Below are 24,443 nucleotides of genomic sequence, written 5' to 3' on the forward strand. Positions count from 1 at the left end.
CCGCAGAACGGGCATGCTCGGGAACAATGGACGGCGTGGACAAACCCCGCTTGATCGCCTCCGACGTCGACGGCACCCTGCTCAGCCCGCTGGAGAAGCTCACCGGCCGCACCCTCGCCGTGATCGGGCGGGCGCTGGCCGACGAAGTGCCGTTCGTGCTCGCCAGCGGCAGGCCGCCGCGGTGGATCCCGGCCGTCGCCGACGTCGCCGGGCTCACCGGATACGCGGTGTGCGCGAACGGGGCGGTGCTCTACGACATCGCCGCGGACGAAATCGCCGACGTGCACGGCCTGCTCGAGCCCGTCCTGCTGCACGACCTCGCCGACGCGCTGGACCAGGCACTTCCCGGGTGCAGGCTGGCCGCCGAACGCGTCGGCAGGAAGGCCGTCGACCCGGACGTCCGCAACTTCGTGATCGAGCCGGACTACCACAACCCGTGGGGTGACGGGGAGGGCGTGACCTACCCGCGCGCGGAGATACTGGGCCACCCGGCGGTCAAGCTGCTCGTCAGCAAGCGGGGCATGAACTCCGACGAGATGGCCCGCGCCGCGCGCGAGGTCCTCGGTGAAGCCGTCGACGTGACGTTCTCCACCGGTGCCGGGCTGATCGAGGTCGCCGCCCACGGTGTGACGAAGGCCACTGGCCTCGCCGACGTCGCGGAGCGCTTCGGCGTGGCCGCCGACGAGACCATCGCGTTCGGGGACATGCCGAACGACATCGAGATGCTGCGCTGGGCAGGGCACGGGGTGGCGATGGCGAACGCGCACCCCGCGGTGCTCGACGTCGCCGACGAAATCACCGCGCCCAACGGCGAAGACGGCGTCGCGCAGGTCCTCGAACGCTGGTTCTGACCCGGGAGCACCGCGGCGGCCCCGCGGCGCGCGGCATGGTGCTGCTGACGGACCCCCACCTCGACCTCCGCAGGAGCATCCTCCAGGGGCGTGGTGAGCGGGTCAGGGCAGGCACGGGCCCACCCGGTGCGTGCACCCGGAGGGGTCAGCGCGGGGCTTCGGCGGGGGTGGGGGCGGTGCCGCCGAGGTGCGCGGGCAGCCACCAGCGCTCCTCGTCGGACGACGGCTTTTCCGGGTAGTCGGCTTGGATCCTGTCGAGCAGCGCGCCCATCCTCGTGCGCAGCTCGGCCGTCGCCGCCTCGCAGTCGTCGTCGGCGGACGGGTGCAGCGGCTCGCCCGCGAGGATGGAGATCGGCACGTGCCGCTTCGTCAGGGTGCGCGGGCGCCCCTTCGTCCACAGGCGCTGCGTGCCCCACAGCGCCATCGGCACCACCGGGACGCCCGCCTCGGCGGCCATCCGCACGGCGCCGGTCTTCAGCTCCTTCACGGTGAACGACTGGCTGATCGTCGCCTCCGGGAAGACGCCGACGACCTCGCCCGCCTTCAGCCGCTCGACGGCCTCCTCGTACGACGCGAGGCCCGCCTTCCGGTCCACCGGGATGTGGTGCATGCCGCGCATCAGCGGGCCCGCGATCCGGTTCTCGAAGATCTCCTGCTTCGCCATGAACCGCACGAGCCGCTTCGACGGGTTCGCGCCGAGGCCGCAGAAGACGAAGTCCAGGTAGCTGACGTGGTTGCAGGCGATCACCGCGCCACCGGTGGCCGGAATGTGCTCGGTTCCCGCCACCCGCAGCCGGTTGTCCAGTACGCGGAACATGAGCTTCGCCGTCCAGATGACGGGCGGGTAAACGAGATCAGCCATGCGGCAAGGCTACGGGACCGTAGGTTGGGTGCGGCTGAATCGCGCCGAGGGTCACCCGGGGCACGGCAGGTAGTCGAATCGCGGGTCGGCGTCGAGGTCCGCGATGAACCGCGCCGCCAGCTCGCTCCTCGGGTACAGCGCGACCCACTGGCCGGTGCCGGTGCGCTTGAAGGTGGCCACCTGGTAGCGGCCCGCGTAGACCGGGTCCATCGCGCAGCGCTGGCGCGCGGTGAACCCCTCGGCAGGCACCGCGAGCACCGGGCTGCGCAGGTTCACCACGTACTCGTGGTCGACCTTGAGCGGCCCGTCCGCGGTGGTCACCGCGGTACCGGTGCGCGCGATGTGGTCGTCGGTGCGGCCGAGCTCGTCGATCACCACCACGCCGGTGCCCGCCCAGTACGCCAGCGGGCCGCCCCCGTAGGCGGCGATCACCGATCCCGGCGGCATGCGCTCGCCGAGCCACGAGCCCAGTTCGGCGAGCTCGGCGGTCCGCGCGCGGCCCGCGTCGATCCGGGGCAGCAGTTCGCCGCTCTCCACCGACACCACCAGCGACACGCCGCACAGGCCGAGCGCGACGGCGGGCACCACGCGGCGCGACGAAAGCGTCCGGCGCGGCGTCTCGTCGCCGTCCTTCGCGAGGAGCCCGCAAGCGGCCGCGGCGGCGACCGCGAGCAGCGGCGGCACCGGAGCCAGCAGCCGCCAGGCCGGGACCGCCTCGCCGCCCATCGCGACCGCGGCCACGACGAACCCGATCGCGACCGAGAGCACGAGCCACACCAGCGAACGCGCCGCGGCCGTCGTCTTCGCGTCCCGCCGCCCGGCGAGCGCCGCGACGGCACCCAGCGCGAGCAGCAGGAAACCCTGGTGCACCAAGGAAAACCCGGACAGGTAGTGCCAGCCCGCGGCGAACTGGTCGCCGACGGGCAGGCCGAGGCGCACCGCGACCGAATCGGGCACGAGATGCCCGTAGTAGGTCACGCGCCACGCCGTCCACGGCACCACCAGCACCAGCGCGCCGAGCGCGAACGCGCCCGGCGCCCACCAGCTCGACCGGCCCCTCGCCGCGGAGACCAGCAGCCAGCCGACCGCGACCAGTGCGAACACGATGCCGTCCGGCCGCGTCATCACCGCCATCGCCACGAGCACGCCGCCGACCACCGGGCGGCGGCACGCGAGCGCCAGCGCGACCGAGAGCACCAGCAGCACGAACAACCCGGTTTCGGTGCCCGAGGTGCCGTGCGCGGCGAGCCCGCCCGCGCCCGCGGTGAGCACGGCCGCGGCGACGCCGAGTGCGGGCTCCTCCCGCCCCGCCGCCGCGACGATCCGGTTCACCAGCACGAAGGCGACGATCACGGCGGCGAGCGTGCACAGCACGCCGAGCACCGAAGCCGCCGTCACGATGTCCGCGCCGAACACCGTCTTGAGCAGCGAGAGGAGCACCATCCACAGGAAGTTGCCGTAGCCCTCGACCCGTTCACCGGTGTTGAACACCGCGCCCCGGCCGTCGGAGATGTGCAGCGCGTACCGGAACGTCACGTAGGCGTCGGCCGCGACGGCGCGGAAGAGCAGCTGGTGCAGCAGCGAAAACGCGAGCGTGAGGGTCAGCGCGCCGGTCCGCCACGCCTTGTCGGCGTTGATCTTCGGCCACGCCGCCACCACGAGCGCGGCGAGCACGAACCAGCCGGCGACCAGGACCGCGACCACCTGAGCCCCCTCACCGGAAACGGAATGCCGCCCCCAGTATCACCGGCGGATGCACGTGAATCCGGGCAGGGTACCTACGGCGTGGTGCTCTCCAGCGCGGTGCGGTCGAGGCGGTAGATCTTCACGGTGCCCGCGGTGAACACCTCGGACAGGCCGGGCAGGCCGTCGAGGTGCTGCAGGCCGGGTGCGAGCGTGAAGGTCGGCTTGCCGAGCCAGTTGTTCGGCGCGCCCGGCCCGGCGCCCATCGTCGGCGCCTCCGAGTCGGTGTAGACGTAGGCGACGTTGAGCGACAGCAGGATCTGCCGGATCTTCGGGTCGCTCGGGTAGTCGCGGAACGACTTGAGCAGCTCGTAGGTGTAGGGCGCCTGGATCGCGCCGAGCGTCACCACGTTCACCACCGGCACGTCGTCGGCGACGTAGGAGTAGGTGGAGCCGTCGTTGGCGCTGTTCATCACGCGCTCGCCCGGTTTGACGTGCGCCTTGAGCCAGTCGGCCGCCTTGCGGTCGTCGTCGTTGACGCGGACGAACTCCGGGGCGGCGTAGCGCTGCGCGACGATCTTGGCGTTCATGTGCTCGTACTGGCGCGAGGCCCCGAGCAGGTAGCCCACGAGGATCAGCCCGGCGAGCACGGCCGCGGGCATTGCGGGCTTGCGCAGCGCGCTCGCGAAGGCCGGGAGGCGCTCCCACTTGGCGGCGAGCTTCGCCGCGCCGATCGCGAGGAACACGACGCCGAGCGCGGCCAGCAGCGGCACGAACAGCGACACGTGCGCCTGGATCCGCACGTAGGACTTGTAGAACGCGGACCCGATCAGCGAGCCGACGCCGCTGGTGGGGCTGACCTTGAAGTCGACGCTGACGAACAGCCAGAACAGCCACATCGCGAGCGCGCCCCACGCGCGCCGCGTCATCAGGACCGCGGCGACGCCGAGCAGCGCGAGCAGCCCGGCGGCGAGCTGCGCGTAGCCCTGCTTCGGGTCGAAGTAGCCGCCGTAGCTGAGCACGAGGTTGGTGCCGACCGCGTCACCGAAGGGCGCGGGGCCGATGTCGGGCTGCCAGCTTCCGGTGCGGGTGGCCTGGCCGACCGAGCCGATGAGCTGGCCGGCCGCCGCGACGGCCGCGATCACCGCGCCGACCGCGAGCATCGGCAGCTGGCCCTTCCAGGCGGCGCGCCCGCTGCGGGTGAACGCCTCGACGATCCAGAAGACCACGAGGCTGCCGCCGACGCTGGCGACCATGCTGGGGTGCACGGCGAACACGCCGGCCACGCCGAGCCCGAGCAGCACGGCGCGCAGCCACTGGCCGCGGCCGATGGTGATGACCGCGGCGATCAGGCCGGGGGTGAGGCTCATCGCGACCGCGTTGGGCGCGATGCCGCCGTCGTGCAGCAGGTTCACGCCGGGCCGGTAGAGACCGGCCGCGACGATCGCGGCGACGCCGCCGGCGAGCGCGGTCCAGTCGCGGCCCGCGTTGAGGCGGCGCAGCACCGCGGCCACGAGCGCCGCGCTGCCCAGCACGAACGCCGGGCCCGCGCACAGCGCGTTGATGACGTTGAAGCCGACGACGGGGCCGCCCGCCAGCTCGCCGGACAGGGCGGCGGTCAGCGGGAGTCCGGAGGGGTAGAACGACACCGGCTGGCCGGTGAGCATGTCGAGCGGCAGCAGTTCCCACGGCGCGCCGTTGCCGGTGTGCGAGATGTACCCGACCAGCACCGTGTGGATGATCGTGTCGTGTTCCTGCGGGAAGGTGTCCCAGCCGCCGAGCCCGGAGCGCCACGGCTGGAACGCCAGCGCGACCGCGAGCAGGCACAGCAGGGCGCCGACGACCTGGGCGGCGAGCACGAGCCGTCCCGGCAGCACGGGCAGCCAGGACGGCGGCTCGGCCGCGGCGGTGGCGCCGACCGGCCCGGTGCGGCGGCGCACCAGCACGGCGGCGCCGAACACGATGGCGACGAGCACCGCCGTCACGATCAGGACCTCGACGACGGTGAACGCGATCCCGGGTATCCCGGACACGACACCGGCGACGACGTACACGCCGATGCTGGCCGGCACGGTCAGCGCGGCGAGCCAGAGCTTGTCGCGCACCCCGGCCGCGAGTTGCAGCGCGAGACCGGGCACGACGAGCACCAGGAGCCCGACGAGCGGGTACACAACACCAGAGGCGGTCATCGGACTCCTACGGACCAGCGGATTTTCCCCGGGCGAGGCTATCTGAAACCCGGTTGTAACCCGATCAGGGGTAGATTCGGCCGCGCCGTCCGCGCACGGCCGATACCCGGCTTCGCGTCGGGATCATCGGGGCGCTGTCACGGTCGCGCACCCCCCGTCCCGCCCGTTCCAGATAGGCATCCCCTTGCCCACTTCTCCCGGTCTCGCCGCGCAGGTCTTCACCATGGTCGTCTACCTCGCGGTGCTGTTCGCGCCGGGGCTGGCGGCCGGGTTCGCCGCCGGGCTGCGCGGGTGGGTGCTGGCGGGTTTCGCCCCCTTGCTCGGCTACGGGATCGCCGGGATCGCGGGCCCGTGGTACGCCGCCATCGGCGTCCCGTTCACGGTGGTGTCCTTTTTGGTCGCTGTCGTCGTCGTGACGGGCATCGCGTACGGGGCGAGGCGGTTCGCGTCCAGAAAGGACGTTCCGCCGCGCGATGAGCCGCTCTGGGGCGGTTGGGGCCACGCCGGGGTGGTGGTGTGCCTGCTGGTGGGCGCGGCCGTCGGCGCGTACACGGTGTTCCACGGGCTCGGCACGATCAACTCGATCCCGCAGGGCTTCGACGGCGTCTACCACGGGAACGGGATCCGCTACATCGCCGACACCGGTGACGGCGGGCTCACCGGCACCAGTTCGACGAACTGGTACGCGCCGGGTGAGGGCCTGTTCTACCCCAACGCGTACCACCTGGTCGGCTCGATCGCGTACCGCCTCAGCGGCGCGGACATCCCGGCCATTTTGGACACCCACGCGATGCTGCTGCCCGGGTTGCTCGCGGTGTCGATGGTGGTGCTCGTCCGGTACTTCCGCGGACGCGCGGTCCTCGCGGGCGCCGCCGCGCTGGTGTGCGTCGCACCGGTGACCCTGTGCTACGAGTCGCTCGACCACGGGCCGCTGCTGCCGTTCCTGCTCGGGCTGGCGCTGACCCCGCTCGGCGCCGTCGCGTTGCACCGCTATCTCGTCCGTCCCGCGCTGGACACCGGGTTCGTGCTGACCGGCGCCGCGGTGGGTCTGCTCACGATTCATTCGTCGACCTTGTTCGCCGGTGTCCTGTTCGGACTGCCGCTGTTCGCGCAGCACTGGCTGGGACGGCGGCTCCGCGAGATCGGCCGTGAACTGCTGGCGCTGCTGCCGATCGCGGTGGTGTGCGTGCTCGTGGCGTGGCTGCAGCTGTTCGGCGCACTGGGGCTGGCGACCGGTGACGTGCCGTACCTCGGCTGGCCCGCGACCGTGCCGTGGAACACCGCGGTCGGCTCGCTGCTGACGTTCCAGCACTTCGAGGCGAAGCCGCAGTTCCTGCTGAGCGCGGCGCTGCTGATCGGCTGCGTGTTCGCGGTGCGGCTGGGGCGGCTGCGCTGGGTGGCGGGCACGGCGGTGCTGATCGGCGTGTTCGCGGTGGCCGTGATGTCGACGAACGCGCCGCTGGTGATGGCGCTGTCGCGGCCGTGGTGGGACGACCCGTACCGGTTCATCGCGATGGCGACCGTGCCGCTGTGCCTGCTCGCGGCGCACGGGCTCGCGGAGGTGCAGCGGCTCGTGCGCGACGGCCTGCGGGTGATCCGCCCGCTGACCGGGTCGCGCAGCGCGGTTCCGGCGGCGCTGGTGGTGTTCGCGGCGTTCGTCGCGGGGACCGGCGTGCTGTACACCGGCACCAACGCCGGGGTGGTGATGCCGGGTTTCGCGACGAACACCACGCGGCCCGCGCGGGACCTGCCGGTGAGCCGCGCCGAAGCGGCCGCGATGGTGGAGCTGGGCAAGCTCGCGAAACCGGGTGACTGGGCGATGAACGACCGCGCCGACGGCTCGGTGTGGATCTACGCGCTCAGCGGGGTGCGCACCGTCGCCGGGCACTTCGACCGCGCGGTGCAGCCGCCCGACGCGCGCCTGCTGGCCGCGAGGTTCAACCAGTACGCGACCGACCCGGAGGTCAGGGAGGCCGTGCGGCGGCTGAACGTGCGCTGGGTGATCCTCGGCTCCGGCGGCTACCCCGACCGCGCGCCGCGGCCGGCCGGGCTGACCGGGCTGGACCGGCTGCCGTTCCTGCACGAGGTGTACCGGAACGAGGTCTCCGTGCTCTACCGGCTGGACCGCTGACCCCGAAACAGCCCCCGACCAGCGCCTTCCCGCACCAGCCAGGCACCGACTCACCCAAGTCCATCCCCCACCCGATCCCGGGGGGCGTCCCCAGCCCAGCTTACCGGCATCCGGGGTTGGGAAGGGCCGGGAAGCCGAGTTGTCCACAGGGGCGGGCCGGGTGTGGACAACAGCGAAAAGGCCCGCTCGGGGTGTCCGGGCGGGCCTTTTCGAGGAGGAGCTATTCGGCGGCGGGCGCCTTCAGGAACTTCACCGAGAGCGCGGCGGCACCGGTGGTGATCACGTCGGCCACGATGAACATCACCCGCGACACGAGCGCCACGGTGAGCGCCTGGCCCGCGGTGATGCCGGTCGCGGTGAGCACCGCCACCAGCACGGCCTCGCGGACGCCGACGCCGCCGGGCAGCAGGAACGCGAACGTGCCCGCGGTCATCGCGATCGCCATCGCGCCGATGCACTGGACGAAACCGCCGAAACCGGGCGCGCCGATCGAGTTCGCCAGCAGCCACAGGTGCACGCCCTGCAGCGCCCACGCGCCCAGGTTGGCGCCGAAGACGTTCCCGATCGTCTTGAGGCTCAGCCGGTGGTCGAGCGGCGGCCTGCGCAGGAGCTTCAGCACCAGCGAGGTGCCCCAGGTCAGCACCTTCGGGTGCAGCGCGACGAGGCCGATCGGGATGCCGACCATCAGCCACGCGGCGTTCGGGCTGTTCGCGAACACCGACGGCATCGCGAACAGCGAGAGCACCAGCGCGGCCACGATGCCGACGCCGAGCTGGATGAGCGACGCGGTGAAGATGCGCGCCCTGGCCAGGCCCGCCTTCTTGCCCAGCTCCATCTGCAGCAGCGCCGCCCACACCTGACCGCCCGGCACGTACTTGCCGAGCGAGCCGACCAGGCAGATCTGCGCGCTGCGGAAGTAGCCGATGGGCTTGCCGAGGTCGTCCACCATGGCCTGCCAGCCCCTGGTGGACACCGCGATGCTGACGACCAGCGCCACCATGGACAGCGTGGTCGACTGCCAGGCGAGATCGCCCAGCGTGCGCCAGAACTCGGCCCAGTTGTCCACGAGCTGCTTCGCGAGGAAGCCGACGGCCAGCAGGATCGCGACGATCCTGGCGACATCGATCAGCCTGGCCTTGGTGGACTTCGGCGGCTTCTTGGCCTTGGCCTGGTCGGGTTCGGCCGGGTCCGAGGACTCGCCCACCTCCGACTCGACGGTGGTCATCTGCTGTCGTGTCTCCTCAAGGGCCACACGGGGCACTGTAGGCGGTAATCATGTGTGCACGGTCACCAGGCGGCTGAACTCGCCGAGGAGGTCGTAGCCGTCCCAGATCGCGGAGAAGGTCAACGCCGACCCGAACGGAACAATTCGGTCAACGCCCCGCCCCGCCATTTTGCTTGCGAAGTCAACCAGTTCCTCGCGGGTGAAACCGAATTGGCTGACCGTCTGGTCTTTGCGCACCACAATGGGCACGATCTCGTCCAGGGTACGCACACTCCCGTGGGCGAACGTGCCCGCCCCGAGCCACTCGCGCGGCATGGTCGCCGAATCGGCCAGCTCCAGCGTGGCGACACCGTTGACATCGGCGCCCGCCCCGTCGAACGAGATCTTCGTGATCAGCCCGTCGACGGCGGCACCGTAGGCCGACACGCGCTTCTGCACGGCCATCGCGGGCTCGGTGACGTGCTCCTTCACCGCGAGTACCCCGGCGAGCAGCTTGCGGAACTCCGCGCCGGCCTCGGCCGCGCCCCCGGCGTCGCCGACCCAGAACACGGCGCGCGGCGAGGAGCAGGCGGCCTGGTCGAACCAGTACGAGTCGTTGTAGAAGCCCTCGGCGGCGGCCTTGCGCTCCGCCTCGGACGCCTCCTGCCAGCCCTTGACCGACGCGATCGCGAACGACGAGCGGTCCGGGAAGGTCAGGTCGCGCGCGTGCGGGGCCAGCGGGTACTGGCGCAACGCGTTCACCGAGGTGTCGCCGCCCCAGATGACGCGCAGGTCCGCCGCCTTCGACAGCGCGCCGCTGATCGCGTCGCTGCGGTCGTAGGTGACCATCCGCTGGGTGGCCGTGATCGCCCTCGCGGTCGCTTCGTCCACATCGGACAGAGCGGCGTTGAGCGCCTCGATCACGGTCTCCGCGGCACCCGCGCTGCGCGAGGAGACCCGCACCACGTTGTGGTTTCCCGCCAACGCGGAAAGCGCCCACGAATAGACGAAAATGGTGTCCACATTGGCCGGTGGCACGTGGAAGACGAGCCCGCGCGGAAAGCGCATCGCGTCACCCTGTGATTCCACACTGGACAGTGCCTTCGCGATTTCTCCCTTGCGCAGGAAGAAACCCAGCGAGGCCAGTTCGGGGAACCGGCGCGCGGTGGCGGGCGCGAGCAGCTTGCGGGCGAACTTCGTCAGGAACTCCACGACGCGCGGGTCGCCGACGGTCAGCCTGCCGCCGTCCGGCTCGGTGCGGAGCTGGTCGACGAGCGCGTCGACCTCGATCCTGTCGCCGAGCGGGAAGCGCTGGGTCAGACCGGCGCGGGATGATTCGTTCGCAAGCTCACTCATGCCGCCTGCCCTCCGGAGAACGTGTCGGAGCAGCCGCGGGCCTCCGCCTTCGGCAGCCTGCCCAGCACCGAGAAGTGCTTGCCAGGCCAGTCACCGTCGTCGATCCCGTTGTAGACGCCGAGATCCTCGGTGAGCAGCACGTGGCCGGGGTAGGACCGCGGCAGCGTGCTGACGACCTCGATCACGCCCGGCTTGCCGACCGGCTGCTCTTCCCAGGTCTGCGGGTCGCGGATCACCACGTCGGCGAAATCGGGGCAGTACAGGGAGTTCCCGGACGGGCCCTCCAGGAACACGGTGCCGATCTGCTCGATCATCCCGTAGTAGTTGTAGATCTGGTGCAGCCCGGTGTCCTCTTTGAACCGGCGGCGGAACTCGGTGTTGTCCACGGCGCGGTCGATCAGCTTCTTCCAGCCGCCCGAGTGGATCAGGATCCCGTTCGACAGGTCCAGCCCGTTGTCCCGCGCGACCTCGTAGAGGTACTGCCACACCATGAAGGTGAACCCGAAGATCAGGAACGGCTGGTCGCCGTGCTTCGCGAGGAACCCCTTGACCGCCTCGACGTCCGGCTTGTCGTTCTCGTCGAGCACGTAGACGTGCTTGCGGCCGAAGTTCGCCATGCCGAGCACCCCGGCGCCGCGCGCGGAGAACGAACGCCGGTTCTTGATGATGCCGACCGTGTCGACCATCAGCATCGGCAGCCGCTCGCCGCCGAGCACGGTCTGCAGGGTCGCGCCGAGCTGCTTGGTCTGCGCCGCCGCGGCGGCCTTGTCGAGGTAGATCCGCGACGCGCCGGCGCCGGTGGTGCCCGACGAGGTCAGCGTCTTGAACACCTCGTCCGACGGCACGCTCCTGAGGTCGTGCGTCTTGAACATGCGCACCGGCAGCCACGGCAGGTCCGCGATCGTGTCGAAGCGCACATCGCGCGGGATGCCCAGCGACGACAGGATCCGGTCGTAGCCCTCGGAGTTCGCGCGGTGGTGCGCGGTCAGCTCGGCCAGCTCCGGCAGGAGGGTCTTCTCCCGCTCGGGCTGCGACAGGCTGAAAACGGTCTCGCTCATACCCGGCCTTCCAGGGTGCGGTAGTCGATCTTGCCGCTGGCCAGCAGCGGCACGGTGTCGATGGGCCGGACGTCGAAACCGCTGGTGTGCAGGTGCAGCCGTTCCGACAGCGCTCGTGAAGCCGCCTTGCAGACGTCCTTTTCGACGCCTTCGGCGAACAGCACGACCTTGTCCCCGCCGGGAACGGCCGCGACGACGTCGATGCCCACCTGTGCCGAACGCACGGCCTGCTCGAGATCATCCAGGCTGACCCGGTTGCCGAAGACCTTGCCGATCCGCTTGAGCCTGCCGGTGATGAACAGGAAGCCGTCCTCGTCGAGGTAGCCGAGGTCACCGGTGGCGAGCACGCCGCCCATGTCGTCGCCGTTGGCCAGCTCGGCCTCGTTCTCCGTGTAGCCCATCATCACGTTGGGCCCTCGGTAGACGACCTCGCCGACGATCTTGGGGTGCGTGGTCTCCTCGCCGTCGTCACGGCGGATCCTGAACTCGCCGCCCGGCAGCGCGGGACCGGCCGAACCGAGCTTGCCGGCCAGGTCGCCGGCGGGCACGGTCGCCATCCGCGGCGCCGCCTCGGTCTGCCCGTACATCACGAACATCTTCCCGCCCGCGGCCACCATCTTGTCGTTGAACTCGGTGACCAGGTCGGTGCGCAGCTTGCCGCCCGCCTGCGTGATCGTGCGCAGGCTCGGGTACTTCGCCGGGTCGAACTTGAGCCGCCGCAACATCTCGTAGTGATACGGGACACCCGCGAGCGAGGTGACCTTGTGCTCGTCGACGGCGTCCCAGAAGCCGCGGCCGAGCACCCCGGACGACTCGATCACGACGGTCGCGCCGCGCACGAGGTGCGAGTTGAGCACCGAGAGCCCGTAGCTGTAGTGCAGCGGGAGGCAGGTGGGCGCGACCTCGTCGGCGTCGATGCCGAGCACCGTGGCGATCGCGTCGGCGTTCGAGAAGATCGCCTTGCGCGAAAGCCGCACGAGCTTCGGGTTGCCGGTCGACCCGCTGGTGGGCAGCAGCACCGCCAGCTCGGGGTGCGGGGTCACGCCCTCGGCCGAATCGCGCAGCCAGTGCCCGTCCTCGGCGCGGTAGCCGGCGGGCGCGTCGCCCTCGGGGGCCGAGAGCACGGCGGCCGGGCGGAAGCGCTCCACCAGGCCGGACAGGACGTCCGCGTCGAGTGCCGGGTCGATCAGCGCGACCGCGCGACGGGACTCGAACGCGCCGAGGTAGCGCAGCACGCTGTCCAGGTCGATCGCGGTCCGCGCGAACAGCACGCCCGCGGGCAGCGCGGCGAGCTTCTCCCCCGCCGCGGCCACTTCGGCGGCCAGCTCGTCACCGGACAGCGTCCGCCCCGACGCGACGTCGACGAGCCGCGCCCCGGCACCCACCAGCGAAGTCATTACAGAACGAGCCCTCCGTCGACACCAAGGATCTGCCCGGTCACGAACGACGCCTCGTCGCTGACCAGGAACCGGATCGCCTTCGCGACCTCTTCCGGCTTGCCGAGCCGCCGCAGCGAGGTGTCCTCGATCCGGTCGGCGATGATCTCCTCGCCGAGGTGCTCGGTCATCGCCGTCTCGATCACGCCGGGGGCGACGCCGTTGACGCGGATGCCGTACCGGCCCAGCTCCTTCGACGCCGACCGCGCGACATTGCCCACCGCGGCCTTCGAGGCCGCGTAGGCGGTCTGGCCCGCGCTTCCGTGCTCGCCGACGATCGAGGCCAGCACCACGATGGCGCCGGTCTTCTTGCGCATCATCGCGCGCGCCGCGGCCTGCACGGTGTGGATCGTGCCGCCAACGTTGGTCGCCATCATCCTCTCGACCAGGTCCTCGCGGATCATGCCGAGCAGGGCGTCCTCCAGGATGCCCGCGTTGGCGACCACGATGTCGAGCTGCCCGTGCTCCTTCGCGACGCCGCGCACCAGCGTGGAGACGGCCTTCGCGTCGGTGACGTCGAGTGCCTGCCCGGACACGCTGCCGGTCTGGACCGACGCGGCGGCTTCCTTGGCCTTGGCCTCGTCCCGGCCGGTGAGCACCACCGTGGCGCCCGCCTCGGCGAGCGCGCGGACCGTGGCCAGCCCGATCCCGCGGGTGCCGCCGGTGACGAGCGCGACCTTCCCGCTGAGATCTCCGCTTGTCGCTGACTCCGCCGAGGTACGCGCGTCGTCAGTCATTGGCGGCCTGCAGGTCCTTCACCATGTCCACCGCGACCTTGAAGCTGCTCATGTCGATCACCTGGTCGGTGTCGAACTGCACATCGAACTCGTCCTCGATGGCGGCGACGAGCGCCATGTGGCCGACGGAGTCCCACGCCTCGATGTCGCGGTACTTCAGGTTCTCGACGTCGGTGTCCCCGTCGAGGTCGAGCGCCTCGACGAACACCTCGCGCAGCTTGCCAGCGATTTCGGCCATGTCAGTCCTTTGCTCTTCGATCGTCAGCGCCAGTCAGCGCTCGTCGCGCGGGCGCCCGTCCCACGCCTTCACCAAGGTAGAGAGGTCGCTCGGCAGGCGGTCGACCAGGCCGTCGCCCGGCAGCTCGCCCTTGCCCTTCAGCCAGGGTGCCAGCGCTTCGATGGCGGCCTCGTCCAGCCCTCGGCGCGAAAGGCCCACCACGTTGACGCCGGTGACCCTGGCCGGGTTGCCGACGCTGATCGTGAAGGCGCCCACTTCCCGGCGCACCGCGGAGCCCATGCCGACCATCGCGCCCGGCCCGATCCGGCCGCCCTGGTGCACCACGGTCCCCATGCCGAGGTTCGCCGCCGACCAGACGTGCGTGTGGCCGCCGAGCAGCACGTTGCAGGCGAGCGTGACCTGGTCGTCGACCACCACGTCGTGCCCGATGTGGCTGCCGCGCAGCACGTAGCTGTCGTTGCCGAGCGAGGAGGCGCGCCAGGTGCCCTGCTGGACGCTGACGTACTCGCGGATCCGGTTGCGGTGCCCGATCCGGACGCCGTGGCCGTCGGCCTCGGGGTCGCCGGTCGGCGCGTCCTCCCACGCGACGGGGTGCGGGCCGGTACGGTCCTCCCCCGGGGTGCCGATCGTCACGTGGGGGCCGATCCAGTTGCCGTCGCCGAGAACGGCGGGCCCCACGATCACCGTGTACGGGCCGATGACGTTGTCGTCGCCGAGCTCGACGCCGTCGCCGATGACGGCCGTCGGATGGATGCGATTGGGCACTAGGTGATCCGTTCGTAGGCGCTCAAGTTACAACCTGGTTTCATGGGTGGGCGCGTACGCCCGGTAACGTGTGGCCCGCGTTTGGGGCGGGCTGGCCGTACGAACCGGGAGCCCACTGTACCCGACACGTGAAAACTGCCTGCCGACTAGGGAAAGACTGCTGAATGATTCCCATTACCGTGGTCGATGTCCGCGACGCGGAGTCCCTTGTGGTCGAGGTGCTGCGATCCGGCGCCATCGCGCAGGGCCCGATGGTCAAGCGCTTCGAAGACGCGTTCGCCGCCGTATCCGGCACCAAGCACGCGGTGGCGGTGAACAGCGGCACCACCGCGCTGGTCGCCGCGCTCCAGGTGCTGGACCTCCAACCGGGCGATGAGGTGATCACCTCCCCGTTCACCTTCGTCGCGACGCTGAACGCGATCCTCGAAGCGGGCGCGACAGTGCGCTTCGCCGATATCGCCCGCGAGGACTTCGCGGTCGACCCCGACCAGGTCACCGCCGCGATCGGGCCGAGGACCAAGGTGCTGATGCCCGTGCACCTCTACGGCCAGACCGCGGACATGGGCAAGTTCGCCCCGCTGGCCGCCGAGCGCGGCCTGCACCTGGTGGAGGACGCGGCGCAGGCCGTCGGCGCCTCCTTCGACGGCAGGCGCGCCGGGTCCTTCGGCGTCGGCTGCTTCTCGCTGTACGCGACCAAGAACATCACCACCGCCGAGGGCGGCGTCATCACCACCGACGACGACCAGCTCGCCGACCGGCTGCGCGTGCTGCGCAACCAGGGCATGCGCGCCCGCTACCAGTACGAGGTGGCGGGCCACAACTACCGGATGACCGATCTGCACGCCGCGGTCGGCATCCCGCAGCTGGAGAAGCTGGACGCGCTCACCGCGGCCAGGCAGGCCAACGCGAAGCGGCTGTCCGACGGCCTCGCGGGGACGCCGGGGCTCACCCTGCCCGCCGTGCTGCCCGGCCGCGAGCACGTGTGGCACCAGTACACCGTGCTGGTCGGCCCGCACGCGATGCTCTCGCGCGACGAGCTCGCCGCCGCGCTCACCGAGCGGGGCGTCGGCAACGGCATCTACTACCCGAAGATCGTCTTCGACTACGAGTGCTACCGCGGCCACCCGCTCATCCCCGAAGCGTCCACTCAGGACTTCCCGGTGGCTTCTTCGGTTGCGGCGCAAGCGCTTTCGCTGCCCGTGCACGCGAAACTGACCGAGTCCCAGGTGGACACCATCATCGCGACCGTTCGTGAGGTTCTTGGCGCATGACGCACCGCATCGCACTCGTCGGCACCGGGTCCATGGGCTCGCTGCACGCCAGGGTGCTCTCCCAGAACGACCGGGTTTCGCTGACCAGGGTCATCGACCCGCGCGAGGAAGCGGGCCGCGCCGTCGCGGACCGCTTCGACACCCAATGGTCGCCCGAGATCGGCGATCTGTCCGATGTGGACGCCGTGGTGCTGGCGTCGGCGACCGAGGTGCACCACCGGCTCGCGCTCGAGGTGCTCGGCCAGGACAAGCCGCTGCTGGTGGAAAAGCCGGTGTGCAACACGCTCGAAGCCTCCGAGGAGGTCGTCGGGCTCGCGGCGAAGAAGGACATCCCGCTCATGTGCGGGCTGCTGGAGCGCTACAACCCGGCCGTGATGACGGCCCGCGCGCTGGTCAACGAGCCGGTGCACCTGATGGCGCGGCGGCACGGCCCGTACGCGCCGCGGATCAAGACCGGGGTCGCGTGGGACCTGCTGGTGCACGACGTGGACATCGCGATCCAGTTCTTCGGCGGCACCACCCCGTCCAGGGTCACCTCGGGCGCGGGCTACTTCCACCCCTCGTCGGTCGAGGGCGCGGAGGACACCATCGAGACGGTGCTGTCGTTCCCGAGCGGGCTGGCCACCGTCTCGGCGTCCCGGCTCGGGCAGCGGAAGGTCCGTTCGCTCGTGGTCTCCGAGCTGGACCGGCTGATCGAGATCGACCTGCTGCGCCGCGACGTGACCATCTACCGGCACGTGTCACACGACTCGGCTTCGCCGGACGGTCTCGGCTACCGCCAGCAGACCGTCATCGAGATCCCGGAGCTGGTCTCCGCCCGCGAGCCGCTCGCCACCCAGCTCGACCGGTTCGTCGACCTGCTCGAAGGCAAGATCGACGCCGCGGAGGAGCGCGACTCGATCATCCCGTCGCACCGCGTGGTCTCCGACGTGCTCGAGCAGGCCACCACCAAGGCCTGAACCGTTACCTGTCGGTTACCGACCGGACCTGCGTGAAACCGGTCGGTAACCGACGAAAGAGGGCTTGGCGGATCCGGCCTGCCACGCCATGATCTAGGCTTCGCAACCAGCCGGGACCGGGGGGCAGCGACGATGCAGCTCACACACGCCTACATCGAAGCCGCGGCGGCTCGTACGTCGGATGGTATGGACCTGCCGACCTGGGCGCTCATCACGTTCCTCGCCATCGCCGCCACGACCGGCCTGTCGGCGCTCACGCTCACCCTGCGCCGCCGCCGCTCCTCCTCTTCCTGAGGCTTTCGGAACGAGCTTCCCGGGTCGTATCGGCGGGACACCGCGCATGCCCTGAAGGGCGATCAAGCGGTCTCGAAGCTCAGGATTCCGGCGTGAACTCGCCCGCGGGAGCGCCCCACGAAGGCGCGTCGCCGCGTTCCTCCGCCAGCGCGCGCCTGCGCTCGTTCTCCGTGCGCACGCGCTCCACCTCCGAGGCGATGTACTCCTCGTCGTAGCGCTGGAACACCCGCGCCGGGTTGCCCGCGACCAGCGAGCGCGCCGGGACGTCCTTCGCCACCACCGAGTTCGGCTGGACGGTCGCGAAGTCGCCGATCGTCACGCCCGCCATGATCACCACGAGCCCGCCGATGAAGCAGCCCTTGCCGATCCGCACCGGCTTGCGCTCGATGAGGTCGCTGCCGGAGTGGTTCTGCAGCGTCATGTTCGCCAGCCAGCTCGAATGCGTGAACACCAGCGTGTTCAGCCCGATGCTGGTGTGCTCGCCGATCTCCAGCCCGCCGCTCGCGTCGAGCACCGCGCCCTCGCCGATCCAGCAGTGCTCGCCGATCTTGAGGTTGTCCGGGCTGACGATCTTCGCGCGCTGGCGGATCCGGGTGGTCTCCGGCAGGCCGTACAGCTTGGCCCGCTCGGCGTCGTTCATGTACTCCCCGACCAGTTCGGTCAGGATCTGCGGGCGCAGGCGGTTGCTGCGCTCGTCGTCGAAGAACATCAGCCGTCTTTCCCCGCCTTTTCGGCGACCAGCTTCTCGAAGGTGCGCAGGTGCTCGCCCGCGACGACGTCGAGGCCGAAGTTGTCGCGGACCATGGCGCTCTGGCGCTTGGCGATCGCCTCGCGCTTCACCGGGTCGTCCAGCAGCTCGACGACGGTCTCGCGGACCGCCGCCGGGTCGTCCGGCGGCACGAACAGGATGTTCTCGCCGTTGCGCAGTTCGATACCGGGGTAGTTGTCCAGCGCGGCCGAGGCGATGGTCGCCGTGCCGGACAGCATGGCTTCGAGCGACGCGGTGCCGCAGCCGCCGTTGAGGTCGTGGGTGACGATGTCCGCGGCGTCGAAGTAGGCGGGCACGTCGTCCTTCGGCACCGCGCCCTTCACGATGAACGCGTCCCGCACGCCGAGTTCTTCGGCGCGCTTGAGGAACGCGTCGTGGTAGACGCGGCCGACGACCACGACCTTCGTGTCCGGGTGCTTTTCCAGGATCCCCGGCATCGCTTCCACCAGCGGCAGCCGGTTGCGCAGCGGGATGACGTGCCCGAGCGAGACGATGAGCGGCGCGTCGCCGATCTCGTTCTCGGCGCGCACGTCCTTCGTCAGCGGCTTCTCGAAGTGCTCGGTGTCGACGGCGATCGGGTAGTAGTCCGAGTTCGCGTCGCTCGTCTTGTACCGCTGGACGCAGTAGTCGACGCCGAGCTTGTCGAGGATGACGTACCGCGGCTTGATGATGCCGAGGATCGGCCGCACCAGGCACGCGTCGAGGAACCGGAACACCGCGCCGTACAGCTTCTTCTCGCTGATCAGCAGGGTGTGGATGGTCAGCACGACGGGGATGCCGCGGCGGCGCGCGTAGAGGCCCGCCATCCAGGACAGGTCGAAGAACTGCCCGTGCAGGTGGACCGCGTCCGGCTTGAACTCGTCGAGGAGCTTGCGCAGCTTGCGCCAGTTGCCCGGGCGCACCGACGAGAACGTCATGTCGAAGTCGATCGACAGGCCGATCTGCGGCATCTTCATCGCGGGCAGCCGCACCACGCGGTACCCGTGCTTCTCCTCCTCGGCCGGGGCGTCCCCGTAGGCCGCCGTGACGGCCAGTACCTCGTGCCCGTCCGCCGCGTACTGCTCGGCGAGCGAGGCCGACATGTGCGCACTTCCGCCCACCCGCGGTGGGAAGAAGTTGTTCACGACCACGATCCGCATGTTGCGCCCCTCTGCCGGCCCCGCCGCCTGAGCCATCAGGCAGACGCCTTGACCAGGTCGGTCATGCCCTGCTCGACGGTGATCTCCGGCTCCCAGCCGAGGACCTCCCTGGCACGGGTGATGTCGGCCGCGCGACGGGACACCAGCACGTCACGCGGGTTGAACTGCGGCTCGACGTCCACGCCGACCGCCTGGATCAGGATCTTCGCCAGCGCGGCGATCGAGGTGTCCACCCCGGTGCCGATGTTGATCGGCAGGTTCGCCTGCTCCGACTCGAGCGCCGCGACGACCGACTTCGCGAGGTCGGTGACGTGGATGAAGTCCATCGACTGCTCGCCCTTGCCGTCGATGACCGGCGCCTGGCCCGCGCGGAGGCGCTGGATGAAGTGGTTGATCACCGAGGTGTAGTAGGCCTCGATCTTCTGGCCGGGCCCGTACACGTTGAAGAAGCGCAGCGCGTTCCAGGACAGGCCCTTCTGGCGCTCGTAGAAGCCCAGCAGGTCCTCCCCGGCGCGCTTGGAGATGCAGTACGGGGTGAGCGGGCGCAGCTCGTCGTCCTCGTGCATCGGCAGGCGCTTCGGGTCGCCGTACACCGAGGCGGTGGAGGCGAACACGAGCCGCTCGACGCCCTCGTCCGCGGCGGCGGCGAAGACGTTGTGGTTGCCGGTCATGTTGATGTCGATGGACTCGTGCGGGTCCGCGATCGACTTGTTGATCGACACCGTCGCGAAGTGGATCGCGTGGGTGCAGCCGCGGATGGCCTCGCGGACCGCGCCGCCGTAGCGCACGTCCTTCTCGACCAGCTCGACCTTGCCGGTCTTGATCCACTCGTTGACCAGGTCACGGTCGCCGCGGCCCATGTTGTCGAAGATGCGGACGGAGTAGCCGCGCTCGAGCAGGATGGGGATGGTGTGCGAGGCGATGAAGCCCGCGCCGCCGGTGAAGAAGACCTTCTTGTCGGACATGGTTTGCGCTGTCTCCTCAGTGCTGGATCGGACGCTGTGCTGAATCGTGCGCTGTGCTGGTTCGTGCGCCGTGCTGGATCGTGCGCGGACGGGTCGGGGGGCTCAGGACAGTTCGGCGAGGACCGCGCGGACGCCTTCGGCGACCCGGTCGACCTCGGCGTCGGTCAGGTTGGCGTGCATCGGCACCGCGAGGTGGCGGGCGAAGGCGTCCGCGGACACCGGCAGCGGCGCCTGCTCGCCGTAGACCGGCTGCAGGTGCGAGGCGTAGGTGCCGAAGTTGCACTGGATGCCGCGCTCGCGCAGTTTGACCGCGAACTTCCCGCGGCTGATCTCCGGCGCGACGGTGAGGATGTAGGCCTGCCACGGGTGCTCGCGGTCGGTCAGCGCGACCGGCACCTCGATGCCGTCGAGGCCGTCGAACGCCTCGGTGTAGCGCTTGGCCACCGAGCGGCGCGCGGCGAGCAGGTCCGGCAGCCGGTCGAGCTGCACGTTCATGATCGCGGCCTGCACGTCGGAGAGGCGGAAGTTGTACCCGGCCTCGTGGAACGTCGGGATGGGCAGCTCGTCGCCGCCCTCGCGGGTGATCGCGGGCTCGATGCCGTAGGTGTGCAGCTTGCGGGCGTGCGCGATGAGGTCCTCGCGGTCGGACACCAGCGCGCCGCCCTCGCCCGCGGTGATGCCCTTGCGGCCGTGGAAGGAGAACGCGGCGATGTCGCCGAGGCTGCCGGCCGGACGCGTCTTGTAGGTCGCGCCGGCGGAGCAGGCGGCGTCTTCGAACAGCCACAGGCCGTGCTTGTCCGCGATCGCGCGGTACTCGTCGAAGTCACCGGGCTGGCCGGCGACGTCGACCGCGAGGATGCCGACGGTCTTCGGCGTGATGAGCGATTCGACGTGCTTCGGGTCGGCGCTCCAGATGTCAGGGCGGATGTCGGCGAACACCGGCTTCGCGCCCGCCTGCAGCACCGCGTGCCCGGTGGCGGGGAAGGTGTAGTCGCCGACGATCACCTCGTCGCCCGGGTTGACGCCGAGGACGCGCAGGCCGAGGTAGAGGGCGGACCCGCAGTTGCTCGTGCTCAGCGCGTGCCGCGTGCCGACGGTGGCGGCGAACCGCTCCTCGAACCGGCGGCAGGCCGGACCGGCGCCGGCGAGCCACCCCGACCGGAACACCTCCGCGACCGCGGCGAGCTCTTCTTCACCGACGGTGGGCTGGCCAAGGGCGATCGTGGTCGGAGTGTCAGACATACCTCTCCCATTGCGTCAAGTCGAGCAGCAGTGTATTAGGCGAGCTTTTTCACCCGGCATCCCCGTACCTGGACGCGCGGGCGGGATCGGAAGTTGCTGTGACACGCCCGACGTACAGCGCCGATGGTCGGCGATAATCATCGTATGCGGTTCGCCATCCTCGGCCCGGTGCAGGCCACACGGGCCGACGGGAGCGAGGTCCTCCCCGGTGGCCCGCGCGGGCGCGCGCTGCTCACGCTGCTCGCCCTCGACGCGGGCCGGATCGTCCCTGCTGAGCGGCTGATCGACGGCCTCTACGGCGAGCGGCCGCCCGACGGCGCCCCGAACGCGCTCCAGTCACAGGTGTCGAGGCTGCGTTCGCAGCTCGGCGTCACCATCGAGCACCACTCCGCCGGGTACCGGCTGGCGCTGGCCGGCGACGACCAGGTGGACGCCCGCGAGTTCGCGAAGCTCGCCGCCGACGGCAAGAGCGCACTGGCCGCCGGGGAGCACGACGAGGCCGCGCGCCTGCTCGGCGAAGCGCTCGCGTTGTGGCGAGGACGCGCGCTCGCCGACGTGCCCTCGGCCGAAGCGCAGGCCACCCGCCTCGAAGAAGAACGCCTGGCCGTCACCGAGGACCACGTCGAGGCCAGGCTGCGTGTCGGCGAGCACGAAGCGCTGCTTCCCCCGCTGCGCGAACTCGCGAGCGAGCACCCGCTGCGTGAGCGTTTTCACGCCCAGCTCGTCCGCGCCCTGCACGCGAGCGGGAAACCGGCCGAGGCACTGACCGCGTTCGAGCACGCGCGGCGCACGCTCGCCGACGAACTCGGCGCGGACCCGTCGCCCGAGCTGGCCGCCGCCCACCTCGCCGTGCTCACCGGCGAACAGCCGCGCGTGACGGCCCGGCGCGGGCTGCCCGCGCAGCTCACCAGCTTCGTCGGCAGGCAGGACGACCTCGACCGGATCGAAGCGCGGCTCACCGGGCACCGGCTCGTCACGTTGACCGGGCCGGGCGGCGCCGGCAAGACCCGGCTCGCGCTCGAAGCCGCCGCCCGCTCGCGGCACGACGTCCACCTGGTGCAGTTGGCGCCGCTGACCGACGGCGAGGACGTGCCGCAGACCACGCTGACCGCGCTCGGCCTGCGCGACACCGACGCCACCGGTCGCAGCACCACCCCGCCTGCCGACCGGCTCGTCGCCGCGCTCGCCGACCGGCCGGTGCTGCTCGTGTTCGACAACTGCGAGCACGTCATCGACGACGCGGCGGCGCTCGCGGCGAGGCTGCTGGCCGCCTGCCCGCGCCTGCGCCTGCTCGCCACCAGCCGGGAACCGCTCGGCATCACCGGGGAGGACCTGGTCGCCGTCTCGCGGCTCGCGGTGCCGCCGCCGGGCACGCCCGCCGGGCGGGTGCTCGAGTTCCCCGCCGTCCGGCTGTTCGCCGACCGCGCCGCCGCCGGGGGCCGCGACCTGGTGCTGGACGCCGGGATCGCCGAGCACGTCCGTCGCGTCTGCGCCGCGCTCGACGGGCTGCCCCTAGCCATCGAACTGGCCGCCGCGCGGGTTCGCACGCTCCCGATCGAAGAGATCTCCGCCCGCCTCGACGACCGGTTCGGCCTGCTCGCGAAGGGCAGCCGCACCGCGGACGCACGCCATCGCGGGCTGCGCGCCGTCGTCGAATGGAGCTGGGACCTCCTCGACGACGACGAGCGCGCGCTCGCGATGCGGCTCTCGGTGTTCGCCGGCGGCGCGACGATCAGCGCCATCGACGCCATCGCCGAGGTCAGCGGCCTGCCGTCGGCGCTCGAACTGCTGACCGGGCTCGTCGACAAGTCGTTCGCCGAGATCGGCGGCGACCGGTACCGGATGCTCGAAACGATCAAGGCGTTCTGCGCCGAGCGGCTCGCGGAGGCGGGCGAGACCGAGCGGTTCCACCGCGCGCACGCCGAGTACCACCTCGCGCTGGCCACCGAGGCCGGCCGCCACATCCTGACCGCGGACCAGCTCGGCGCGCTGGCGAAGCTCGACGTCGAGCACGACGAACTGCTCGGCGCGCTGCGGTGGGCGATCGAGGCCGACCACGAGCTCGCGTTGCGGCTGATCGGCGCGCTCTCCGCGTACTGGCTGCTGCGCGGCAAGCGGTTCGAAGGGGCCGCGCTGAGCCGGGAGCTGACCGAGCGGCTGGCCCCGGAGCAGCCGGAAGACCTGCGGGAGGAGTACCTGCTGTGCCTGCTGCACGCGGTGCACGGGGTGCGGGACACCGAAGCGGTCCGCGCGCGGATCGACGCGGCGAGCACCGGTACCCGGCAGCGGCTGCCCTCGCGCTGGCCGGTGCTGAGCGTGCTGAACGCCATGTTCGCGGGCCCGCCGCCGGACGCCCGGTACGACGACTACGTCGACGTGAGCCAGATCCCCGCCGACGACGCGTGGGGCTGGGCGCTCGTCCGCGTCGGCGAGGGACTGACCAGGCTCTACCACGGCAGGCCCGCCGACGCGATCGGCCTGCTGACCGACGGGCTGGCCAGGTTCCGCGTGCTCGGCGAGCGCTGGGGGCTGTCGATCACGCTCACGCACCTCGCCCAGATCGTTTCGTGGCAAGGAGATCAGGAGCGGGCGCTGACCCTGCTCGACGAGGCGATCGAGCTGACCGGCCTGCTCGGCTCGATGGAGGAGACCGCGGATCTCGTCCGCCAGCGCGCCGACTGCCTCCTGCGCCTCGGCGACCGGGCCGGGGCCCGCGCGGGCTACCTGCGCGCGGTGGAGCTGGCGAGCCCCAGCGGCGCGCTCGACAAGCTCGCCGAAGCCCATCTGGCGCTGGCGAACCTGCACCGGCTCGAAGGCGACCACGCCGAAGCGGCCCGGTTGTGCGCGCTGGCGCTGGAGGAATGCCCCCGTGCGGGGTTCTCCTCGAACGAGCTGCCCGCGCGCGTGCACCACACGATGGGCAGGATCGGCATCGCCGAAGGCAGGCTCACCGAGGCGGCGGCGTTGATCGGGCGGGCCGTCGAGGTGGCGCGGCGCACGGACAACGCGGAACTCACCGCGTGCACTGTCGAAGCGCTCGCCGAAATCGCGCTCGTCGAGGGGGACGCCGCGCGGGCGGCGCGGCTGCTCGGCGCGGGCGCGTCGGTGCGCGGCATGTCCATCTCCGGCGACCCCGACATCGAGCGCGTCACCGCCGGGGTGGCGAAGGCGCTCGGTGACGCGTTCGACATCGAGTACGCGAACGGCCGCGCGCTGCGCTCGCAGGAGGTGCTGACGATCCCCGCCGGGACGCGGTAAGCGCGCGGTACGCGAACGGTCAGCACCCGCGCGGAC

General features: G+C 71.1%; 20 protein-coding genes. 6 read left to right on the plus strand and 14 right to left on the minus strand.

Going from position 1 to position 24,443, the window contains the following annotated elements; genetic code table 11:
- Positions 1-35 precede the first annotated feature (35 nt).
- Entirely contained in the window at positions 36-851 is an 816-nt protein-coding gene (locus ABD256_RS11265; RefSeq protein WP_344416480.1) for an HAD family hydrolase, read from the plus strand.
- Positions 852-996: 145 nt separating this feature from the next.
- Here the strand turns inward: ABD256_RS11265 and ABD256_RS11270 are convergent, their stop codons facing one another.
- The 3 genes from ABD256_RS11270 to ABD256_RS11280 form a co-directional block, all read right to left on the minus strand.
- Positions 997-1,713 carry a lysophospholipid acyltransferase family protein gene (locus tag ABD256_RS11270; protein WP_344416482.1) on the minus strand — a complete coding sequence of 239 codons (717 nt, stop codon included), beginning with the start codon at positions 1,711-1,713 and terminating at the stop codon, positions 997-999.
- 51 nt (positions 1,714-1,764) lie between these two features.
- On the minus strand, positions 1,765-3,417 hold the full coding sequence (locus tag ABD256_RS11275) for a hypothetical protein (RefSeq protein ID WP_344416484.1): 1,653 nt from the start codon (positions 3,415-3,417) through the stop codon (positions 1,765-1,767).
- 74 nt (positions 3,418-3,491) lie between these two features.
- Positions 3,492-5,585 (minus strand): DUF6541 family protein, encoded by a 2,094-nt coding sequence (locus tag ABD256_RS11280; protein ID WP_344416486.1) that lies wholly within the window; start codon positions 5,583-5,585, stop codon positions 3,492-3,494.
- A gap of 184 nt (positions 5,586-5,769) precedes the next feature.
- Between ABD256_RS11280 and ABD256_RS11285 the strand changes: the two genes are divergently transcribed.
- Complete coding sequence (locus tag ABD256_RS11285; protein ID WP_344416488.1) at positions 5,770-7,716, plus strand: DUF6541 family protein; 1,947 nt, start codon at positions 5,770-5,772, stop codon at positions 7,714-7,716.
- A gap of 220 nt (positions 7,717-7,936) precedes the next feature.
- Here ABD256_RS11285 and ABD256_RS11290 read toward each other — a convergent pair whose 3' ends face one another.
- Genes ABD256_RS11290 through ABD256_RS11320 form a run of 7 tightly spaced genes read right to left on the minus strand, consistent with a single transcriptional unit; the run spans position 7,937 to position 14,510 of the window.
- On the minus strand, positions 7,937-8,941 hold the full coding sequence (locus ABD256_RS11290; RefSeq protein WP_344416490.1) for a lysylphosphatidylglycerol synthase transmembrane domain-containing protein: 1,005 nt from the start codon (positions 8,939-8,941) through the stop codon (positions 7,937-7,939).
- A 48-nt stretch (positions 8,942-8,989) separates the two neighbouring features.
- Complete coding sequence (locus ABD256_RS11295) at positions 8,990-10,276, minus strand: acyl-CoA reductase (RefSeq protein ID WP_344416493.1); 1,287 nt, start codon at positions 10,274-10,276, stop codon at positions 8,990-8,992.
- Complete coding sequence (locus tag ABD256_RS11300) at positions 10,273-11,334, minus strand: LuxE/PaaK family acyltransferase (RefSeq protein WP_344416495.1); 1,062 nt, start codon at positions 11,332-11,334, stop codon at positions 10,273-10,275. The genes ABD256_RS11295 and ABD256_RS11300 overlap by 4 nt, the downstream gene beginning before the upstream one ends.
- Positions 11,331-12,731, minus strand: coding sequence for an AMP-binding protein (locus ABD256_RS11305; protein WP_344416497.1), 1,401 nt, complete (start codon positions 12,729-12,731; stop codon positions 11,331-11,333). Before ABD256_RS11305 ends, ABD256_RS11300 begins: the two co-directional genes overlap by 4 nt.
- Positions 12,731-13,507: an SDR family NAD(P)-dependent oxidoreductase gene (locus ABD256_RS11310; protein ID WP_344416499.1), complete on the minus strand. Its 777-nt coding sequence runs from the start codon at positions 13,505-13,507 to the stop codon at positions 12,731-12,733. Before ABD256_RS11310 ends, ABD256_RS11305 begins: the two co-directional genes overlap by 1 nt.
- The gene (locus ABD256_RS11315; protein WP_344416501.1) at positions 13,500-13,745 is read right to left on the minus strand and encodes an acyl carrier protein; all 246 of its coding nucleotides are present in this window, start codon (positions 13,743-13,745) and stop codon (positions 13,500-13,502) included. Before ABD256_RS11315 ends, ABD256_RS11310 begins: the two co-directional genes overlap by 8 nt.
- Before the next feature lie 33 nt (positions 13,746-13,778).
- The gene (locus tag ABD256_RS11320; protein WP_344416503.1) at positions 13,779-14,510 is read right to left on the minus strand and encodes an acyl-ACP--UDP-N-acetylglucosamine O-acyltransferase family protein; all 732 of its coding nucleotides are present in this window, start codon (positions 14,508-14,510) and stop codon (positions 13,779-13,781) included.
- 164 nt (positions 14,511-14,674) lie between these two features.
- Here ABD256_RS11320 and ABD256_RS11325 point away from each other — a divergent pair, with 164 nt between their 5' ends.
- The 3 genes from ABD256_RS11325 (at position 14,675) to ABD256_RS11335 (ending at position 17,034) form a co-directional block, all read left to right on the plus strand.
- Positions 14,675-15,781, plus strand: a complete 1,107-nt coding sequence (locus ABD256_RS11325; protein ID WP_344416506.1) for a DegT/DnrJ/EryC1/StrS family aminotransferase — start codon at positions 14,675-14,677, stop codon at positions 15,779-15,781.
- On the plus strand, positions 15,778-16,740 hold the full coding sequence (locus ABD256_RS11330) for a Gfo/Idh/MocA family protein (protein WP_344416508.1): 963 nt from the start codon (positions 15,778-15,780) through the stop codon (positions 16,738-16,740). Before ABD256_RS11325 ends, ABD256_RS11330 begins: the two co-directional genes overlap by 4 nt.
- Before the next feature lie 132 nt (positions 16,741-16,872).
- Positions 16,873-17,034: a hypothetical protein gene (locus ABD256_RS11335; protein ID WP_344416510.1), complete on the plus strand. Its 162-nt coding sequence runs from the start codon at positions 16,873-16,875 to the stop codon at positions 17,032-17,034.
- Positions 17,035-17,113: 79 nt separating this feature from the next.
- On the opposite strand, the gene ABD256_RS11340 is transcribed toward ABD256_RS11335, so the two are convergent.
- The 4 genes from ABD256_RS11340 to ABD256_RS11355 all read right to left on the minus strand — a co-directional run bounded on the left by ABD256_RS11340 (position 17,114) and on the right by ABD256_RS11355 (position 21,149).
- Entirely contained in the window at positions 17,114-17,743 is a 630-nt protein-coding gene (locus ABD256_RS11340) for an acyltransferase (RefSeq protein WP_344416512.1), read from the minus strand.
- The gene (locus ABD256_RS11345) at positions 17,743-18,942 is read right to left on the minus strand and encodes a glycosyltransferase family 4 protein (protein ID WP_344416515.1); all 1,200 of its coding nucleotides are present in this window, start codon (positions 18,940-18,942) and stop codon (positions 17,743-17,745) included. The genes ABD256_RS11340 and ABD256_RS11345 overlap by 1 nt, the downstream gene beginning before the upstream one ends.
- Positions 18,943-18,977: 35 nt before the next feature.
- Positions 18,978-19,907, minus strand: a complete 930-nt coding sequence (locus ABD256_RS11350) for an NAD-dependent epimerase/dehydratase family protein (protein WP_344416518.1) — start codon at positions 19,905-19,907, stop codon at positions 18,978-18,980.
- A gap of 102 nt (positions 19,908-20,009) precedes the next feature.
- Positions 20,010-21,149, minus strand: coding sequence for a DegT/DnrJ/EryC1/StrS family aminotransferase (locus ABD256_RS11355; RefSeq protein WP_344416520.1), 1,140 nt, complete (start codon positions 21,147-21,149; stop codon positions 20,010-20,012).
- A gap of 144 nt (positions 21,150-21,293) precedes the next feature.
- Between ABD256_RS11355 and ABD256_RS11360 the strand changes: the two genes are divergently transcribed.
- A complete protein-coding gene (locus ABD256_RS11360; RefSeq protein ID WP_344416522.1) occupies positions 21,294-24,407 on the plus strand; it encodes an AfsR/SARP family transcriptional regulator in 3,114 nt (1,037 codons plus the stop codon).
- Positions 24,408-24,443 lie beyond the last annotated feature (36 nt).

This window comes from Amycolatopsis minnesotensis, assembly GCF_039529815.1.
Lineage (GTDB): Bacteria > Actinomycetota > Actinomycetes > Mycobacteriales > Pseudonocardiaceae > Amycolatopsis > Amycolatopsis minnesotensis.

Excerpts from the sequence above, each read along its gene's own strand:
- ABD256_RS11270 (WP_344416482.1), bottom strand. The coding sequence starts at position 1,713 with ATGGCTGATCTCGTTTACCCGCCCGTCATCTGGACGGCGAAGCTCATG.
- ABD256_RS11280 (WP_344416486.1), bottom strand. The coding sequence starts at position 5,585 with ATGACCGCCTCTGGTGTTGTGTACCCGCTCGTCGGGCTCCTGGTGCTC.
- ABD256_RS11290 (WP_344416490.1), bottom strand. The coding sequence starts at position 8,941 with ATGACCACCGTCGAGTCGGAGGTGGGCGAGTCCTCGGACCCGGCCGAA.
- ABD256_RS11295 (WP_344416493.1), bottom strand. The coding sequence starts at position 10,276 with ATGAGTGAGCTTGCGAACGAATCATCCCGCGCCGGTCTGACCCAGCGC.
- ABD256_RS11300 (WP_344416495.1), bottom strand. The coding sequence starts at position 11,334 with ATGAGCGAGACCGTTTTCAGCCTGTCGCAGCCCGAGCGGGAGAAGACC.
- ABD256_RS11305 (WP_344416497.1), bottom strand. The coding sequence starts at position 12,731 with ATGACTTCGCTGGTGGGTGCCGGGGCGCGGCTCGTCGACGTCGCGTCG.
- ABD256_RS11310 (WP_344416499.1), bottom strand. The coding sequence starts at position 13,507 with ATGACTGACGACGCGCGTACCTCGGCGGAGTCAGCGACAAGCGGAGAT.
- ABD256_RS11315 (WP_344416501.1), bottom strand. The coding sequence starts at position 13,745 with ATGGCCGAAATCGCTGGCAAGCTGCGCGAGGTGTTCGTCGAGGCGCTC.
- ABD256_RS11325 (WP_344416506.1), top strand. The coding sequence starts at position 14,675 with ATGATTCCCATTACCGTGGTCGATGTCCGCGACGCGGAGTCCCTTGTG.
- ABD256_RS11330 (WP_344416508.1), top strand. The coding sequence starts at position 15,778 with ATGACGCACCGCATCGCACTCGTCGGCACCGGGTCCATGGGCTCGCTG.
- ABD256_RS11335 (WP_344416510.1), top strand. The coding sequence starts at position 16,873 with ATGCAGCTCACACACGCCTACATCGAAGCCGCGGCGGCTCGTACGTCG.
- ABD256_RS11340 (WP_344416512.1), bottom strand. The coding sequence starts at position 17,743 with ATGTTCTTCGACGACGAGCGCAGCAACCGCCTGCGCCCGCAGATCCTG.
- ABD256_RS11345 (WP_344416515.1), bottom strand. The coding sequence starts at position 18,942 with ATGCGGATCGTGGTCGTGAACAACTTCTTCCCACCGCGGGTGGGCGGA.
- ABD256_RS11350 (WP_344416518.1), bottom strand. The coding sequence starts at position 19,907 with ATGTCCGACAAGAAGGTCTTCTTCACCGGCGGCGCGGGCTTCATCGCC.
- ABD256_RS11355 (WP_344416520.1), bottom strand. The coding sequence starts at position 21,149 with ATGTCTGACACTCCGACCACGATCGCCCTTGGCCAGCCCACCGTCGGT.
- ABD256_RS11360 (WP_344416522.1), top strand. The coding sequence starts at position 21,294 with ATGCGGTTCGCCATCCTCGGCCCGGTGCAGGCCACACGGGCCGACGGG.